This window comes from Acetatifactor aquisgranensis (genome assembly GCF_943193215.1).
In the GTDB taxonomy this organism is placed as follows: domain Bacteria; phylum Bacillota; class Clostridia; order Lachnospirales; family Lachnospiraceae; genus Acetatifactor; species Acetatifactor aquisgranensis.
In genome coordinates this window covers 1-17,892 of record NZ_CALPDH010000010.1, presented here as the reverse complement: position 1 = coordinate 17,892, position 17,892 = coordinate 1, and the positions used below count along the sequence as shown (strand labels likewise).

The following is a 17,892-nucleotide window of genomic DNA, read 5'->3' as shown; positions in this document are numbered from 1 at the left end:
CACAAATCATAAGGTCATTCTATGCCCAGATAGGGAAGAATATTCTCATAAAGCTGTCGCACGATTGGTGCAGCCACCTGACTACCATAGTACACTCCCTGGGGATTGTTCACAATGGCAATAGCGATTACCTGAGGATCGTCCGCCGGCGCAAAGCCGATGAAAGAAGCGATATAGCGTCCGCTTCCTCTGGGAAGTGTCTGGCTGGTGGCGGTCTTGCCCCCTATCCTGAAACCCTCCACTTTGCCGTTGGAGCCGCTCCCCTCCTGCACCACCATTTCCAGGATTCCCCGCATGGTAGCGCTGGTCTCTCCGGATACGATCTCCGTGGCCACAGGGTACTCAAAGCGTTCCACCACATTCCCCCGGGCATCCGTTGTCTGTATGCCAAAGTGGGGCGTGATCCGCCTGCCTCCGTTTATGACGGAGGAAACCGTAGTCAAAAGCTGTATGGGCGTAATCTGAAAGGACTGGCCGAAAGCCACTGTCGCGAGCTCCACATTGCCCATGTCCTCTTTCCTATGCATGATAGTCCCGGCCTCTCCCGGCAAGTCCACACCGGTCATCTTTTTCAGGCCGAATTTTTCAAAATAGCTGTAATAATTGTCGATACCCAGCCGCAGCCCCACGGAAATCAGAGCCGGATTGCAGGAGTTCATCATCGTTTGCGTGAAGTTCTGGCTCCCATGCCCTGCCCGTTTGTGGCAGTGAATCGTTCTGTCATCCACTACGATGAAGCCCGGGCAGCTGAAATTGCTTTCCGTGGTCACCACTCCGGCCTCCAGGCCTGCCGCAGCCGTGATGATTTTGAAAGTAGATCCCGGTTCGTATGTATCATTGATGCAGCCGTTGCGCCAGATGCCGTTCAAAATATTCCGGGACTCCTCCTCACTGATATTTTCCGGCGTCCCCTCCGGCAGTTCAAAGGGATTGTTCAAGTCGAACTCCGGCACATTGACGCAGGCGTAAATTTCTCCGTTCTGGGGATTCATCACCAGAATGGACACGCTGTCCGCCTCCTTTGTGGCCATAGCCTGCCGGGCAAGCTGGGCAGCATAGGACTGAATGTTGCAGTCAAGGCTGATATGTAAATCCAGTCCGCTCACCGGCTCCACCCGCCGTTCTCCCGCCGCTTCCACCTCAATGCCCCTGGCGTCCGTCATGGTCAGGATTTCTCCCGGCTCTCCCTGGAGGTATTCGTCATAGACCACCTCCAGTCCGATGATTCCCTGATTGTCGCCGCCGGTAAAGCCCAGCACCTTGCTGGCCAGGTCATCATAGGGATAATATCTTTTGTAGTCCTCATCCACCTTGACTCCGGCCAAATCGTATTCCCGGACTCTGTCTCCCAGTTCCTTATCCACATTGCTCTTGACACGCTCCATGGCGGAATACTTCTCCACGCGCCCCCGCACGTAGTCTTCCGAGAGCTCCAGCTCGCGGCTGAGGACTTCGATGACTTTCTCCGGATCCTCCACCTGGTTATGGATGACAGATATGGTGCACACTGTCCTGTTGTCCGCCAGTACTATGCCGTTCCGGTCAAGGATGCGGCCCCTGGCCGCCTTGATGCTTCGCTCCCTCTCATGCAGCTGCGTGGCCATGGCGGAGTAATGCTCCGATTCCCACACGCACAGATAGACGAGCCTCCCTAACAGCGCCAGGAAAATGCCGGTACAGACAAGGAAGATGGTCAGAATCTTCTTTCTGTGGAATATTTTATTGTTGTCTGTCAGCATGTATGCCTCAGGAATAAGTGTTACTATACTTTATTCCTGTCTCTTTGAGGTTATGCCTGGGCTTTTACTCCATGTTGGGATTCACGGGCAGATTCGGATTGACCGGGATGCCGGGATCCGGCACCGATTCTCCCTGATCGATGGGCGCTCCGGTCTGGGCATCATAGGACCTGCCCGTAGCAGGATCCACACGGTAGCCGGTCTCGGGATCGATCGGGTAAGCCATCCAGGGCTGTTCCGCAGCGCCTTGTCCGCCTTCTGGCGAGTTCCCCTCCTGGCCGCCCTCGCTGCCGGTTCCGCCGTTCCCTTCCCCGCCAGTTCCATTGTTTCCTTCCTGGCCCGTCTGGTTTCCCTCTGCGCCTTCGCCGTTTTCCGGTTCCTCTCCGCTCTCAGGGGTCTGGGTATACTGGCTGGTAATCGACAGCTGCAGCGCCTCCAGTTCCTGCCTCTCCTCCTCCGAGACTTCCTCTGTCATGAAGATATTCAGATAGGGCAGCGCTTCTGTCAGAATATTGCGTACAATCTTCGTGGCGTATCTGGCATTGCCCTGCTTGTCGGAATTGGGCCTGTCCACCACTACATATATCGCAATCTGCGGATCATCCGCCGGAGCATATCCGATAAAGGATACCACATGCTCCGTTTCGGAACGTTTGTTCGTATTCGGATCTATAGTCTCCGCCGTTCCGGTCTTGCCGCCTATCATGTACCCCGCCGGTCTGGCTGTCACGCCGGTTCCGTATGCCACTACAGCCCTGCAGTACTGCCTGATCAGCTCGGAGGTGGACTCCGATACCGTCTGCTTCAGGACCCTGGGTTCGATGTTCTGCACTGTGGCGCCGTTTGAATTGGTAATCTTGTTCACCACATGGGGCTCGTAATAATAACCGCCGTTAATCAATGAGCAGAAGCCCGCGATCATCTCGATCATGGTCACGTTGTAATTCTGGCCGAAACTGTTGGTGGCCAGATCCGTCGGCCCCATATTGTCCGCCACATAGACCAGGTTTGCCGTCCTCGCTTCTCCTGCCAGGTCGATGTTCGTCTTCAGGCCGATGTTGAAAATCTGCTGGAACTCACAGAACTCATCCGTCCCCATAAGCTGGGCGATCTTCATCATGGACACGTTGCAGGAATTCGCCACTGCCTGCTCCAGGGTCAGCCAGCCCTCCGGCCCGTTATGGCATTTAATGTCATATCCGCCGATTTCCATGACGCCGTTGCACTCCAGGTTCAGATCCGGTGAAATGACGCCGTCCTCCAGCGCCGAGGCCACCGTAAAGGGCTTGGCCGTGGAACCCGGCTCGTAAGTGCCGGTGATACAATAATTCTGCCACAGATAATTCAGATTCACATACAGCTGCTCTTCGCTCAAAGAAGCCAGCACCTCTTCGGTGATGACGGTGTCCGTCTTCCTGATCTCCTTATAGCCCGCGGCGTTGGTGATTTCCTCCAGCAACCTGGTGCCCAGCAGACTGTCCGTATTCCGCACGTCATTCAGGTCATAGGGCGGGTAGCTCGCCATGGCCAGCACTTCCCCCGTGTTGACATCCATCATCACACAGCCCACGTTCTCCGCGCCGTTTCCCTTTGTGAAAGCATCCGTCTGCTCATCATTGTACTGCTTTAAATATTTCTCCACCATCATCTGCAGATTGGCATCGATGGTGGAATGGAGGTCGTAGCCGTCCACCGCGGATTTCACGGTGCGCTCTAATGTCAGATCATCGTTGAGATAGCCGTACTCTCTTCCGTTGACGCCGTTAAGCGTATCGTTATAGTATTCCTCCAATCCATATCTTCCCATATTGTCCCTGTCGGAAAAGCCGATGACATCCGACGCCAGAGAACCATAGGGGTATATGCGCCTGTACTCCTCCTCGAACCAGACTCCCTGTATATTGGAGTCCGCCTGCTGGGCCTCCTGAAACCCGCTGATTTCCTCATAGGTCAGCTGTCTCAAAGGCACATACCAGGAAGATTTCTTGTTGGTGGTCACATGGGCCCTGATGGCTGTCATGTCCAGATCGAAGTTATCGCCCAGCGCCTTCAGAGTCGGCTCCAGGTACTGAGACCTGTAATTCATGACCTTGGCGTCAATGACCAGATTGTACACCTTCTCGCTGGTGGCAAGCCTGGTCCCTTTCACATCCAGGATATTTCCCCGTCTAAAGGGGATGGTGGTGGATGTGTATTGCTGCTGGGACAGAACCTGCTTCTGGTAATCCGTCTCATTTTCTCTCGTAATCCACACCAGCCGGATAATCAGGCCGATGAACAGAAATAACAGCAGGATGAACAGAACCACCAGCTTTTTCTGCATTTTGATTGAAAACTTCTTGACATTTCTGTTCTTCACGCTGCACTCCTATTTATTGCTTTCCGTCACCCGGCGCATGTAATCGCCTTCCTCGTTCTCATATTCCACGATCTGCCCTTCTTTGGCATAGCCCATGCCCAGCTCTCCGATGGCCACGCGCTTGATATCTTCCAGATTGATGCTGCTGATGATTCGGTTATAATCCTCATCGTTGGAAAGTTTGAGAATATTCAGCTCGCTCTCCTTGTCGGCCACTGTCTTTGTCAGGGTGGTCAGCTCGGACTGCAGCTGAATATAATTCACCAGGATGAATGCCGCCGCGCAGAGGGCTACTGCCAGGAACATGACATAGCCTGCGCTCATGTGCCTCGCTTTCTCCCTGTTCTTGCGCACGCCGGGATTCACTTTTTTCGCCGGTGTCTGCTCCCATTCCTCCTGTGGACTGATTTTCCTGACTGCATTTCCATAGACGTACTCATCGCGGTTCCTTCCCAGGTACGCCCTTCTGTTTTCTTCGTATGTATTCCGCCGATAGTTCCTTCTATTCTGGCCCATTTCAATACCCGCTTTCTTTGTCTTATTTGATTGATGTCCTTATGGTCTTCCTGTCTCTATGCACGTTCGAACACACGCAGCTTCGCGCTTTTAGAACGGCTGTTCTCTGTAAGTTCCCTCTCCCCAGGGAGAATCGGCTTCTTCGTCACCATAGTCCCCTTTGAGACCTTACCGCACACGCACATGGGAAATTCCGGGGGGCAGGTGCAGGGGTTCTCATTTTTCTTAAAAGCAGTCTTTACAATGCGGTCCTCCAGGGAATGGAAAGTAATGATGCACAGCCTTCCTCCCGGATTCAGTATCTCGATAAAATCATCCAGTGAATTCCGAAGCACCTCCAGCTCCCTGTTGCACTCAATGCGTATGGCCTGGAAAGTCTGTTTGGAGGGATGTCCGTTCTGGCGCATTTTCGCCGGAATCGCGGCTTTGATGATTTCATTTAACTCGAAAGTAGTCCCGACGGGCTTGTCCGCCCTTGCTTTTGCTATGTGCTTCGCGATTGTTTTCGCAAAGCGGTCCTCTCCGTAATCTCTGATGATGCGGAAGAGCTCGCTCTCCGGATAGCCGTTTACGATGTCCCTCGCCGTCAGAGTCTGTCTGCGGTCCATCCGCATGTCAAGGGGCGCGTCAAAGCGGTAGGAAAAGCCCCTTTCCTGATTGTCGAACTGGTAGGAGGATACGCCCAGGTCGATTACGATGCCGTCCGCCTTTTCCACACCCTCCGCGGCAAGCGCGGCTTTCATGTTGCAGTAATTCTCCCTGATGAAAGTGGTCTTGTCCGCAAAAGAGGAAAGGCGCTCCCTTGCTGCCGAGACAGCCTCGCCGTCCTGATCGATGCCGTAGAGATGCCCGTTCCCGAGCCTTCTGCACACTTCAAGGGCATGTCCGCCGCCCCCCAGGGTCCCATCCACGTAGATACCGTCCGGCTTCACATGAAGTTGTTCAATGGTCTCCTCCAAAAGCACGGAGTAGTGTCTGAATTCCATGGATGCTCCTCCTTAGATAGTCAGGCCTAAGTTCATCATGCCCTGGGATATGGCACCTATGTCCACGGATTCGCTGTTCGCGTTCCATCTCTCAAGGCTCCAGATCTCAATGCGGCCTCCCATACCGGCCAGCACCACATCCTTTTCCAGACCTGCGAAATCCCGCAGATCCTGGGGCATCAGGATACGTCCCTGCTTGTCCACGGTCACTGACTGGGCCCCTGAGAGGAAGAATCTTGCAAACTGCCTGGCCTCCGGGTTGATCAGCGGCAGGGACGCCAGCTTTTCCTCGAAGACTTTCCATTCCTCGTTGGCATACACGAAGAGGCAGCCGTCCATCCCCTTTGATACCACGAATTCATCCCCCAGGACTTCCCGGTACTTTGAAGGAATACTCAGCCTGCCCTTGGGGTCGATTGTATGATTGTATCTGCCCATGAACAAAAGCAATCACCACCCATCAAAGCCGGAACCGCCACGGGACTGCGCATTCCAACCCTTTTTTGGTCTTTCATCCCACTTTATGGGTTTTCATGCCATATCCATCCCACTACGTTATTGATTTTAATATATAATTCATCATTTGACAAGCCGAAAGTTTGTGCGATTGGGATTCCAAACGGATTTTAGGACAACAAAAAAGAAAATGCCGAAAATGAAACACAATATATTGTTCCATTAACAGCATCTTCACACAAGATATAGTTTTCGGCTTCCTTATAAAATTTTTAAAGGTTTATAAAGCTCTTATGTCAATTCGTAAACTTTTTTGTCGAAAGAACAGGCCCGACTGTCTCCATAGCGGAAATCAGCAGACCTGTTCACGTAATTTCGTCTTTATTTTGACCCTGCGCCAGCCTTTTTCTTCTGCCTCACCGCGATGTCAACCGCTATCGCGAAGACCAGCATCAACAGCGCCAGCACCTGGGACACGGGAACCTGTGTACCGGGAATGAAGAGGGTGTCGGTGCGGATGCCCTCGATGATGAACCTCCCCAGTCCGTAGCCCCCCAGATAGAGCAGGCATATCTCCCCGTCGAACTTTTTATGCTTCCAATAGCAGAGAATCGCGGCAAGCACCAGCAGGTTCCACACGCTCTCATACAGAAAGGTGGGATGTACATTGATATAGTTGGCGCCCTCCGGGATGCGGGCCGCAATGTTCTCGGAAATGTCCCTGACCCGCACCGCGTCTATGGGAAGCTGCATGGAAAACAGGCCGTCGTAATATTCGCCGAAGACCTCCCGGTTCATGAAATTCCCCCACCGGCCGATGGCCTGTCCCAGAATCAGCCCCGGCATGCAGGTGTCCCCCATCAGGAGAGGATTTTTCTTCTTTATCCTGCCGTAGACGAACAGGGTGATGAACGCGGCGATGACGCCGCCGTAAATGGCCATGCCGCCGTTACGCGTATTGAAAATACCGAGAAGATTGTCCTTATAGTAATCCCACGCGAACACCACATAATAGATGCGCGCCCCGATGATGGAAAAAACGACGGCATAGATTGCGAAGTCCCAGTAATCGTCCGGATTCTGGCCGCTCACCTTGGCCATGTGCGCCGCCATCAGGATGCCGCAGAGCACGCCGATGCCGATGATCAGGCCGTAATAGGCAATGCTGAAGCCAAACACGCTGAAAGACTTCGGCACATCCCTCAGATAGATTCCCAGATTCGGAAACGCGATATCGCCAACATTCATAAGCTATTTCCTTTCTCTCATTACACATTGAAGCGGAACAGGATGACATCTCCGTCTTTCACTACATACTCTTTGCCCTCCATACCCACCAGCCCCTTTTCCCGGGCGGCGGCAAGGGAGCCCTGCTCCAGCAGATCCTTATAATTGACCACCTCTGCCTTGATGAAGCCTCTCTCGAAGTCAGAATGAATCTTTCCGGCAGCCTGGGGCGCTTTCGTGCCGATTTTGATGGTCCACGCCCTGGTCTCATCTTCGCCTGCCGTCAGGAAGCTCATAAGGCCCAAAATATGGTAGCTGGCCTTGATCAGCTTCTCCAGCCCGGACTCCGAAAGCCCCAGATCCTCCAGGAACATTGCTTTTTCGTCATCGTCCAGCTCGGAAATCTCCTGCTCGATCTGCGCGCAGATGACGAACACCTCGCTGTTCTCATCCTCCGCGAATTTGCGGACATCCGCCACTTTCTGGTTGGAGGCGCCGTCATCGGCCAGATCCTCCTCCGCCACGTTCGCGGCGTAGATGACTGGCTTGCAGGTCAGGAAATTGTATTCCCGCAGCAGCGCCAGCTCGTCCTCATCGGCAGCCTCCAGGGTCTTGGCCGGCTTTCCGCTTTCCAGATGCTCCTTGATCCGCTCCAGCAGGGCCAGTTCCTTGGCGCAGGTCTTGTCCATTCTGGCAGCCTTGGAAACCTTTGACAGCCTCCTCTCCAGCACCTCCAGATCGGAGAAAATCAGCTCCAGATTGATGGTCTCGATGTCCCGCAGAGGATTCACGCTGCCATCCACATGTATTACATTCGCATCTTCAAAGCACCTGACCACATGGACGATGGCATCCACCTCGCGAATATTGCTCAGGAACTGATTGCCCAGGCCCTCGCCTTTGGAAGCGCCCTTTACCAGACCGGCGATGTCCACGAACTCTATCACGGCGGGGGTGACTTTCTTTGACTGGTACATGTCTCCCAGCAGTTTTATGCGCTCATCCGGCACGGCGACGATTCCGATGTTCGGGTCGATGGTGCAGAAAGGGTAATTGGCCGATTCTGCCCCGGCCTTTGTCAGTGAATTGAATAATGTGCTCTTTCCTACGTTCGGCAGGCCGACGATTCCTAATTTCATAATAATCTCACATCTCCTTTATTTTCAAGGGTTTCAAGCATTTTCCAGTCGGCCTCCGCACCATTTCCGCACCATCAGCCAATCTTGAATGCCTGTTCGAACTTCTTGATTTCCTTTTCTTTCTCATCCTCGGTTATATGTACATACAGGTTCATTGTTACCCCTATATTTGCATGACCGAGTATTTCCTGAAGGGTTTTAGGTTTCATTCCTGCTTCTATCGCTCTTGTAGCAAAGGTGTGCCTTAATGTATGCATCGAAAATCTGGGGATACCCGCTTTATCCGCTATCTTGTATATTGCAGAATCATAGGTGGAATTTTTAGTCGGCATACCCTTTCTATTAATAAACACAAAATCTTTGTATCTGATGTCCAGTACTTTTATCGCATGCCTTTCCTTTTCCTTTGCTTTCAAAATATCATAAGCAGCTTTCGTCATTGGAATGGTTCTGTAGCCAGCTTTACTTTTTGGCTCTCCGATACGAAACTCCTGGTCACCATAGCGAAATTCCATTGTTCGGTTGACGCTGACCGTTCTTTTTCGAAAATCTATGTCTTCCCATTTTAGCCCAATCATCTCACCAGTCCGTAAGCCAGTCTGCAAAATCAAAGCAAACTGACAATAATTGCCCGTCCCTTCTGCCGCCTTCAAGAACTTGTCCTGTTCTTCCAAGGTAAGGAACCTTACCTTCTTTTCAATCTTCTTAGGCGTTTTAACTGATTTTACGACCAGGCTTATCGGTATAATCTGATTTTCCTGTGCGTAGAAGAACATACTCGCCATAGTAATTCTGCATTGCTCGATTGCAGAACCTTTGTAGCTGTTTTCCATGAGATTAAGCACTTTCTGACAGTGCATCGGCTTTACCTCTGATATAACCATGTCCCCAATCACATCCCGGATATTATACTCATATCTTTCACGATAATTCCTCACTGTATTCGGGCGTGTGTTTTTTTCCTTTGACACAGTATATTATACTACCACATCCAGACTCTTATTTCAACTTCATATTTCAATGTTCTTCTCTAAGTACTTTTCAAATTCTTTACGTTTCACCAGGTGTCCAGGCATATGACATCATAGATGGCTATACGGATGTCGTAGATAAATTTAAATGAAGTTCAAGAAATTTCTTAAATATAATGAACATCGTTTAAATATATTTTACTTTTATTTTATCTCACATATAGCAATTACTAACTACTATCCAATACACATATTTTCATATCGAACTCTTATACTCAGTCAAAACAATAAATCCCTATAACTCTTTTTCTTCTCATTTTGGGGTTTATCTGCTGGAACTATATCATCAAAGAATCCTAATCCTTCAGATAATTTGTTTCTGCTTTGTGCTGTCAAGTTACGCTTTATCGCATCCTTATTAGAATCAATAATTTCTTTGATTTCGTCCATTTTCGTGTAAGGAAGTGATAAACCTGCCAAAATGCAGATAGTCGCATCTGCTTCATAGCCAATAAATGTATCAAGAGGCGTACCGATTTCGCTATTGATATCCTCAGTCTGGATATCCTTCCCATTCCCAGCATTGATCAGCCTTATATACTTGAGTATCTTATCATCCTCAAGTGGAGCATAAATGTTGTTACGGAATGTACTGATAAGCTGTTGGGTGTCTGACTTATCTTTCCCTAACTTTGATATTATCGCCATCCCTGTTGTAGAAATCATTTCCTCAACTTCCGCATTGTCAACATTCCCTAGCACGGAACTGGAACTGTTGGTCAACAGTGCATCCAAATAGCAGAAGAACATCTCATTTATCCGCATCTTGTTTGCATTCTTGTCATTGTCAAGGATAATGGTCATTCCAGCCTCATCTAACTGCTCTATTTCTGCCAGTGTCTCATATGCGTTAATCAATGCCCTTACAGATTCTGTCTTTGTATTGGGCAATATCGTGACAATGATACATGCTTTCAAACCCAATTCATTCATAGCAACCCGTTTCATAGATGCAAGGACACCTGAAGCTGTTCCACCGCCAGCAGCCCCAATGATGAACAGATACTCAATCCCTGGCAGCTTCTCTTTGATTTCATTTATAATGTTATCAATATCCTTACGGAACAACTCTTTTGATTTCTTCCTGTCCTTATTGCACCCTTCACCACCTGGAATATGGTACTTATACGTTTCATCCACTTCCGTCAAGCTGTCCAAGTCAAGTCTGGCTGAATTTACGAATAGGGACGGATAGCCTGCCTTATAAAATGGAACACAGACATTACCACCACCTGCTCCTATTGCCAAAAATCCACATTTGTTCTTTACTGTACTATTGCTCATCACTCGTCTCCTCCTCTACATCTATTATTGGTAATATATCCAGCGCTTTTTTGTTAAGATATAACCATATGCCCTTTCAATCTTAGCTCCCTTTTCTACATATCCATACCTCTCCAGAATACTGATGTGTTTATATATTGTAGTTACCTTAAATCGGTTTTCCATGATATCGCATATCTCTTTGCATGACATGGAGCGCATTTGATGAACTGCCTTTTGTTTCCTCATGTTATGTAGAATCACATACTGAATTCTGCATAAATTATTCTCCAATTATCTTTCACCTCCGCTTCATATATCCACTATTACATATAATTACATTACTTCTCCTTTTACTGGAACAACTTCTCTGAAAAACACTTTCAGAATACTTTTTACAACTATTTCCACCGAAATCACAGCTGAACCGCTTGAAATTGCTTGACTTGAAGCACGGAAAATGATTTAATATATCCAAGCGGTTTATCCGTTTTTATGTATCAAGGCCTATCTATGATCAGAGGTGCGCCAACACCGTTTGCATGATTCTGGATAGGTCTTCTGTTATATGGCAGGCCTGTTCCTGTCATGTTCGTTATTGTAGAACATATGTTTGTATTTGTCAATAGCAGAATCGAACATTAGTTCTTTTTCGGTTGTATCTTATGGGAATGAGCCTGTCTGCCAGCCTATAGACACTATTATACAGATAAGGGTGTCCAATAAGTTGGACTATGTGAAAAAAATATAAAAAACTACCTCAATGCATTTGGATGCAGATTGGTAGTTTTTGAGGATGTGAACTATGGAATTAAGACATTACTCTTCATCGTTCATTATCAGTTTCATGAAATCATCTGGCAAGACCGCCTTGATTTTAGATTGTTCAAAATCCTTGACATTCCTTGTCACGATATAATCCATTTTATTGTGTAAGGCACAACAGGATATGACAGCATCTTCATAATCTTTCACTTCTGACGATAGCGCATCCTTACAGTCTTCTGCTGTAACATCCAGGATATAAAACAACTCATACAGTTTCTCCATGGCATGTTTCGCTTTATCCGTACTATGCAGATGCTTCCTTATCAGGTAGTATATGTCTGTTGCGGAACTTGCTGTGATATGCATATCCTCTGTCTGGTTGGCAGCAAGCATGAATATCTGCTCTGCCGTCTCCCTGAAAGGCTCCCTTCCAGTCAATGCATCGATTATCACATTGGTATCAACGAGTATCTTCATTATTTTGAATCCAGCCTTTCTTTCCTTGACTCTTCAATATCTGCATCTATAGGCAGTATTCCAAACAATGACTTCGCCACTTCTACCCTGTTCTGGTTCGGGTTTGTCAGCTTCGCTATCGTCTTGCCGTTCCTTGTGATATATATATCTTCATTGACGGAAAGCAACAGGTACTTCCCTAAATTCTGTTTCAACTCTGTAGCTGTGATTGACATGGCATTCCCTCCCTTCGTGCTATCATTATATATTATTCGTGCGATATTGTAAATATATTCGTGCGAATTTATTTTGGCTGCTTCAAGCTGTTTTACAATTTTATCTATGGTAAGATTATTATGGACTGGGCATTGGATATCATGTAATTTATATTCCTGCGATTCAATGTAAGTTTCTAAAATCTTTCTATCTTTTGCTAAATCATTTTTCTTGCTAGTAGATAAACATGAAATCGTAGTTTTAAGATACTGAAAATAATAAAATCCAAATTACTGTAAATCATCATTTGTTATTACATATTCGCTCACATCATCTTCATCAATTGCCTCTCTGATACACCAAAAAGGTGAATATGTCCCTTCTTCATCACTATCAACAAAAATCGCCTTAATATTTACCTGATGTCCTTCCCTGGATAGATTATCCCAGTCTAATTCAAATCTACGCCATTGACGCTGCGGAATGCGATAAGGTCATCATCTTTCCCCATATCCACGCCGTCCGTCACGCCTATGTAGCGGATATGATGTTTTGGAAAAAATTCGTCCCTTAGCTGTCCTGAATGTGTGCTGTTTCGGGTGAGCCTTGACATATCCTTAGTCACCACAATATCAATCTTGCCCTGTTTACAGTCGGCTAACATTCTCTGGAAGTCCGGTCTGTCCATGTATAAACCGGAATACCCGTCATCAGCATACACGCCCGCAACGGTAAAACCATGCTCCTGACACCATGTTTCCAGCATATCACGCTGGTTGTGTATGCTTGCGCTTTCCCCGTCAAGGTTATCGTCTTTTGAGAGCCTGCAATATATGGCAACCCGTAAACTGCTGTGAAGCTGTTGTAATGCTGCGAAATTAGAATCCATCATGCTGTCCTCCGTTTTCCTGCAAAAAAACAGGGAAACAAATCTGAATCATCAGTTATTCCCTGCTTAATGGCTGCAATATTAAATTTTCCACATTATCGCTTTACACCGTTTGAAGTCCTGCAAGCTGTTCTACCTCTGCCACGCTGAGTTCAGAACATTCTGCAATTTCCTCGATTGTCAGCTTTCCCATTTTCAGCATCCTAAGTGCTGTCTGCTTTTTTGTTTCACTAATGCCTTGCTTTATTCCTTGATTTAAAATAGTCCTTGCACTTGTTTCAATCAATGCTCCGCTCATCATATCACCTACGCCTTTCTGCACATTCTCGTATTTCTGTGCAATCTCTTTAACCACATCGCCGGAAAGCTCTATGATTGTGCGTTTGTCAAACGCCCCGATCACTCCCTGCTGTTCCAGTTCATCAAGCCTTTCTAAAATTTTCTGATACTCCGCCTTCAATTCTACCAGTTTCTGCTCATTACTATTATACTCCGGAAAGCCTTTCTCATGTGAAAAAATATAAAACGGAATCAGCATCGGCAGCCTCTTTTCAAAAATATCGTCCAGCGAATACGCCTGTACTTTCATAATCGGCACATCATACTGAACTGTTCCGCCCGGTGTAACAATCACATATTTCATTTTATCCGGTGTTTTTTGGTAAGTCCGAAGATACAGAACCGCAGTATTGGGAAATGTCACTGTCAGCGTTTCCTCCGTAACCTTACCCTCATCAAGCGCTATCTGCGCATCATACTCAAAAAGCCTTATGGTGATTCTTCCGTCCGGCAGACTGCTTTCGCACTCTACATTTCTTTGGTATTTTTCCAAAAACCGTAAAATTCGTATCCGTAATCCGTTCCTTGTCTGCTTCGTCCTGCTGGTCTAAAAAATGCTCGTTGGGGAAAAAGCGGATTTCTTCCTCCCCTGTATATGCTTCCCCGAAAATTTCATTGATTACGGGGATTATCAGCTTCCTGCAGTCATTTAATATTGTCCAGAATGCCCCGTCATATATATTTGCCATATCTTAATTCCTTCCTTTTTGTGCCTTTATCATATCATTATTTTATCTCAAATTCAACAGCATTTCACGCCGGTTCATCCCTCAATTTGCCCGCAGCATCCTCCACGTTCTTCCTTCCTTTGTCTGTCCGGTAATTTTTCCCCGAAAAAGCAACAGGAACACATCTCTCCATGATGCGGTCATAGATGCGCCCATGTTCCAAATCTGCCGGATTGCGCAGTTCTTCCAGTGACAGGTTTGTTGTAATGATAAACGATTTCCCGCTTTTGTAGCGTTCATCAATCACAAGATAAACTGTTTCCAGCACATAGGGAGTGTCACGCTCCACTCCTAAATCGTCAATGATAAGAAGTCTGTACTGGTTCAGGCTTTTCAGGTACTCATTTTTTTCGCCGCTGTATAACCCACCGAGTGCATTCAACAGTTTCGGGAAACTGGTCATCAGCACAGGGATATTCTTCTCCATGAGCGCATTGGCAATACAGCCTGCAAGGAATGTCTTGCCCGTTCCCACGTTGCCCCAGAACAATAACCCCTGCCCGTTTTTCTGAAATTCTGCAAAATGTTCCACATAGCGGCGTGCATATTTGGCGCATGGGTGCGTTTCGTCAGAGTTTGCAAATGTATAATCAAAGAAAGTGCTGTCCTGCAATCCTGCGCTTTTCATCTGCCGGATATGCAGAAGTTCTTCCTCCGCCCTGTGTTTTTCACACTCCCTTTCCATTTCCTCCGATGCACACTGACACAGACAGCCGACAACACGCTCCACCCCCAAGAATGAGATTTTTTCTGCTTTCTTGTATGGCATTTTCCGCACATCAAAAACCCCGTTTCAGTATCCATATAATCATCAGCCGCTTTTCTTCCCTCATTTGCGGCATTTTCCATTTCTTTCAGCACTTCATCAACAACCGCACCGATCATAAACTGTCACCCTCCTTAAAACTGCCGTTATAAGTATACCCTGTCCCTGTTTTCCGTTCTTTTTTCAAATCCGCTCTTTTCCAACATTCCATAGTTGCTAAATGGTTTTTATATGTTCTTCCTGAATATTCCATGTATTCCGATAAATGTTCTATCATGGACAGGTAATCTGCCGGAAAGTCATTTTTCAGCGTTTCCAGTTCCCTATCCGTAAGAATGACATTCCCATATTTCCCATAAGGGCGTGGGAGAGTGCCTTTTTCTCTCAGGAACTGCCCTTGTTCCTTACTCTCTCTTTTATCTAAGTTCTTATCTCTATTCTCTATTCTCTATACTCTTATCTCTAATCTCTGGTGGACAGATGTAGGACGGATTTTGCGGACATTCAAAATAAAAATGAATGTGGAGGTAACAGACAATGGCAAAGACGATTTTTGAGGAACTGGGCGGCAAATACGAAAGGCAAGGTGATTATCTAATTCCGTGCTTAAATGTACCCGCCGAAGAAGAACAGCCGATAGGCGTATGGGGACAGTGGCACTTGGACTATCTGAAGCAGTACCGCAGGGTTACATACACCAATCTTCTCACAAGCGGCAGGCTGAACGCCTACCTTGCCGACATTGACAGACAGGCGCAGGAACGCTTTGAAAGGCTTATAGAGAACATGAAACAGGCACAGGGCAACGGAACAGTTAAAGGCAGAAAACGCCTTAGAATGGACGGGAAAGCTCAATAACATAAGGGCGTGTGCAAGGAAGATTGTGAATAACGAGATTATTTTTGTATAGCTGCAAAGCGTAAAAAGCCCAAAACGGGGGATAGGGATTGAATACCTATCCTCTTGTTTTATGCCTTAAAAATCAGCAGAAATCTTGATAGTGTAAGCGGAAAAGCGTTATATTTCAGTTTAGTTTGGGTGGTGAGAGTTCATATTTGCCCTATTGATACAGTTTGTTCAAGTGGCTATAATAGATACCGTACACATTGGGATGTTTAATATGTTTGGGTATATTCCCCAGAATATCCAAAAACTTATTGATGGCAGGACACATGATGGAAAGGAAAAGAAAAATGAATAAAGTAATTATTATAGACGATGATAAAGAGCTATGCTTTCTTATGAAGAAATGCGTAGAACAGGAAAATTATATAGCGATGATAGCTAACAGTGGAGCTGAAGGTTTAAGGATTGCAAGTGAAAACAGTGATGATTGTTCGCTTATCATTCTTGATATTATGCTGCCAGATTTAGATGGCTTTCAAGTCTTACAGAAAATTCGTCAGACAAGCAATGTGCCCATACTTATGCTGACTGCTAAAAGCGATGAGGAGGATAAGGTTTCTGGATTGCGAATGGGGGCTGATGATTACTTAACAAAACCATTTAGTCTGAATGAATTGATGGCTCGTGTCAATTCGTTGATTAGACGGTACACTCAATTTAATCCTGTTTCTTGCCCTGATGCAGATACGCTTACATTTCAAGGAATGACGATTGATAATGTAAACCGTATTGTTGAGATAAATGGGATACGGGCAGAATTGACTGGCAAGGAGTTTGACTTACTTAGTTTTTTGGCATCCAATAAGGGGAGCATTTTTACAAAAAAACAGATTTATAACCAAGTATGGGAAGAAGAATATGCTTTTGATGACAGCAATATTATGTCTTTTATCAGCAAACTGCGTAAAAAGATAGAGCCAGACCCAGAGCATCCTTTTTATATTTTAACCGTCCGAGGTATAGGCTATCGTTTTAATGGGGAGGCATAATATGAATTGTAATGTATTTCTGTTTGTTGCATTATGTCTTTCGTTGGTGTGTGTACTGCTTTTAAGTATAAAATTACGACGGGTACAGGAAAGTTTGTCTGTCATTAAGGAAGCTTTAGAAGATATAAAAGCAGGCAACTTAAATCGTCGTGTACTGGCGAAAGAAAATGATATGACAAAGCAAATTTGCTATGACATCAACAGAATTGCTACTACAAATCAATCACAGTTTATTCGGCAGCAACAATCCGAACAGGCATATAAGCGGCTTATGACGAGCCTTTCACACGATGTAAAAACGCCGTTAGCTTCTCTTGTCGGCTATTTAGAAGCGGTTACTGAAAACCTTGTTGCAGGAGAAGAAAAAGAAACTTATATTCAGATTGCCACGGAAAAGGCACATCAATTAAAGGAATTTGTAGAATCTCTGTTTGAGTGGGTAAAATTGGATGCAGGAGAACAAGTATATCATTTTGAACAACTTGACTTAAACGAACTAACTCGTAATATTATGGCGGACTGGATACCCACATTGGAGAACAGTCATTTTGAATATGATATTGATATTCCAGAAAACGAATATTTTATGAAAATAGATGTTCGTGCATATATCCGTATTCTTAATAACTTAATTCAAAATATTTTAACACACAGCGGTGGAAATAAACTGACTTTACGGATAACAGAGAATGAAAGTCAGGCTCAGCTTGCGGTTACGGATAATGGCATAGGAATTTCACCGTCCAATCTTCCTCATATTTTTGAACGGATGTATCAGTGTGATGATTCCCGTCTGGCGGATGGGAACGGATTAGGATTAGCCATTGTAAAGGAACTTGTAAATGCACATAAGGGAGAAATAAAAGTGGAAAGCATCCCTAGTGTAGGCACAACATTTATAATCATGTTTCGGAAAGTCCTGTGACAGCACAGGGCTTTTTGCAAAACATGAAAAAAGCAAGGTTTCGGCAAGGTTTTGGCAAGGTTCATAATATATAATGGACTTCGCAGACAGATATCAATATTTTAAAATCCATATAGAAACCTAAAAGTCGAATAATCAGTACTCAAAACATCAGAACGCTGGAACCCCCAGTTTGTCAAGAAATAATTGGTCCC

17 protein-coding genes and 1 pseudogene are annotated in these 17,892 nt (G+C 46.3%); 3 read left to right on the top strand and 15 right to left on the bottom strand.

Features of this window, described 5'->3' with window-relative positions; all coding sequences use genetic code 11:
* Nucleotides 1-14: 14 nt before the first annotated feature.
* The 15 genes from NFS35_RS10165 to NFS35_RS10095 form a co-directional block, all read right to left on the bottom strand.
* Nucleotides 15-1,739, bottom strand: coding sequence for a peptidoglycan D,D-transpeptidase FtsI family protein (locus NFS35_RS10165; protein ID WP_251207018.1), 1,725 nt, complete (start codon nt 1,737-1,739; stop codon nt 15-17).
* A 64-nt stretch (nt 1,740-1,803) separates the two neighbouring features.
* On the bottom strand, nt 1,804-4,098 hold the full coding sequence (locus NFS35_RS10160) for a penicillin-binding transpeptidase domain-containing protein (protein WP_251207017.1): 2,295 nt from the start codon (nt 4,096-4,098) through the stop codon (nt 1,804-1,806).
* Nucleotides 4,099-4,107: 9 nt separating this feature from the next.
* Nucleotides 4,108-4,614: a cell division protein FtsL gene (locus NFS35_RS10155; protein WP_251207016.1), complete on the bottom strand. Its 507-nt coding sequence runs from the start codon at nt 4,612-4,614 to the stop codon at nt 4,108-4,110.
* Nucleotides 4,615-4,670: 56 nt separating this feature from the next.
* Nucleotides 4,671-5,600 (bottom strand): 16S rRNA (cytosine(1402)-N(4))-methyltransferase RsmH, encoded by a 930-nt coding sequence (gene rsmH, locus NFS35_RS10150; RefSeq protein ID WP_251207015.1) that lies wholly within the window; start codon nt 5,598-5,600, stop codon nt 4,671-4,673.
* A 12-nt stretch (nt 5,601-5,612) separates the two neighbouring features.
* Entirely contained in the window at nt 5,613-6,044 is a 432-nt protein-coding gene (gene mraZ, locus NFS35_RS10145; RefSeq protein WP_251207014.1) for a division/cell wall cluster transcriptional repressor MraZ, read from the bottom strand.
* Between the two features lie 393 nt (nt 6,045-6,437).
* On the bottom strand, nt 6,438-7,304 hold the full coding sequence (gene lgt, locus NFS35_RS10140; protein ID WP_251207013.1) for a prolipoprotein diacylglyceryl transferase: 867 nt from the start codon (nt 7,302-7,304) through the stop codon (nt 6,438-6,440).
* A 20-nt stretch (nt 7,305-7,324) separates the two neighbouring features.
* Nucleotides 7,325-8,422, bottom strand: coding sequence for a redox-regulated ATPase YchF (gene ychF / locus NFS35_RS10135; protein WP_251207012.1), 1,098 nt, complete (start codon nt 8,420-8,422; stop codon nt 7,325-7,327).
* 74 nt (nt 8,423-8,496) lie between these two features.
* On the bottom strand, nt 8,497-9,393 hold the full coding sequence (locus tag NFS35_RS10130) for a tyrosine-type recombinase/integrase (RefSeq protein ID WP_251207011.1): 897 nt from the start codon (nt 9,391-9,393) through the stop codon (nt 8,497-8,499).
* Between the two features lie 279 nt (nt 9,394-9,672).
* On the bottom strand, nt 9,673-10,737 hold the full coding sequence (locus tag NFS35_RS10125; RefSeq protein WP_251207010.1) for an FtsZ/tubulin family protein: 1,065 nt from the start codon (nt 10,735-10,737) through the stop codon (nt 9,673-9,675).
* A 798-nt stretch (nt 10,738-11,535) separates the two neighbouring features.
* A complete protein-coding gene (locus NFS35_RS10120) occupies nt 11,536-11,961 on the bottom strand; it encodes a PIN domain-containing protein (protein ID WP_251207009.1) in 426 nt (141 codons plus the stop codon).
* Entirely contained in the window at nt 11,961-12,176 is a 216-nt protein-coding gene (locus tag NFS35_RS10115; protein WP_251207008.1) for a type II toxin-antitoxin system Phd/YefM family antitoxin, read from the bottom strand. The genes NFS35_RS10120 and NFS35_RS10115 overlap by 1 nt, the downstream gene beginning before the upstream one ends.
* A gap of 431 nt (nt 12,177-12,607) precedes the next feature.
* The gene (locus NFS35_RS10110) at nt 12,608-13,048 is read right to left on the bottom strand and encodes a recombinase family protein (RefSeq protein ID WP_251207007.1); all 441 of its coding nucleotides are present in this window, start codon (nt 13,046-13,048) and stop codon (nt 12,608-12,610) included.
* A 100-nt stretch (nt 13,049-13,148) separates the two neighbouring features.
* Nucleotides 13,149-13,748: a hypothetical protein gene (locus NFS35_RS10105; RefSeq protein ID WP_251207006.1), complete on the bottom strand. Its 600-nt coding sequence runs from the start codon at nt 13,746-13,748 to the stop codon at nt 13,149-13,151.
* Nucleotides 13,749-13,803: 55 nt separating this feature from the next.
* Nucleotides 13,804-14,073, bottom strand: coding sequence for a hypothetical protein (locus NFS35_RS10100; RefSeq protein ID WP_251207005.1), 270 nt, complete (start codon nt 14,071-14,073; stop codon nt 13,804-13,806).
* A 64-nt stretch (nt 14,074-14,137) separates the two neighbouring features.
* On the bottom strand, nt 14,138-14,881 hold the full coding sequence (locus NFS35_RS10095) for an ATP-binding protein (protein WP_251207004.1): 744 nt from the start codon (nt 14,879-14,881) through the stop codon (nt 14,138-14,140).
* 534 nt (nt 14,882-15,415) lie between these two features.
* On the opposite strand from NFS35_RS10095, the pseudogene NFS35_RS10090 reads away from it, so the two are divergent.
* The 3 genes and pseudogenes from NFS35_RS10090 (at nt 15,416) to NFS35_RS10080 (ending at nt 17,698) form a co-directional block, all read left to right on the top strand.
* Nucleotides 15,416-15,788, top strand: a pseudogene (locus NFS35_RS10090) (TnpV protein).
* Nucleotides 15,789-16,071: 283 nt separating this feature from the next.
* Nucleotides 16,072-16,773 (top strand): response regulator transcription factor, encoded by a 702-nt coding sequence (locus NFS35_RS10085; RefSeq protein ID WP_251207002.1) that lies wholly within the window; start codon nt 16,072-16,074, stop codon nt 16,771-16,773.
* A gap of 1 nt (nt 16,774) precedes the next feature.
* Nucleotides 16,775-17,698: a sensor histidine kinase gene (locus NFS35_RS10080; RefSeq protein ID WP_160253989.1), complete on the top strand. Its 924-nt coding sequence runs from the start codon at nt 16,775-16,777 to the stop codon at nt 17,696-17,698.
* The last annotated feature ends 194 nt before the right edge of the window (nt 17,699-17,892 follow it).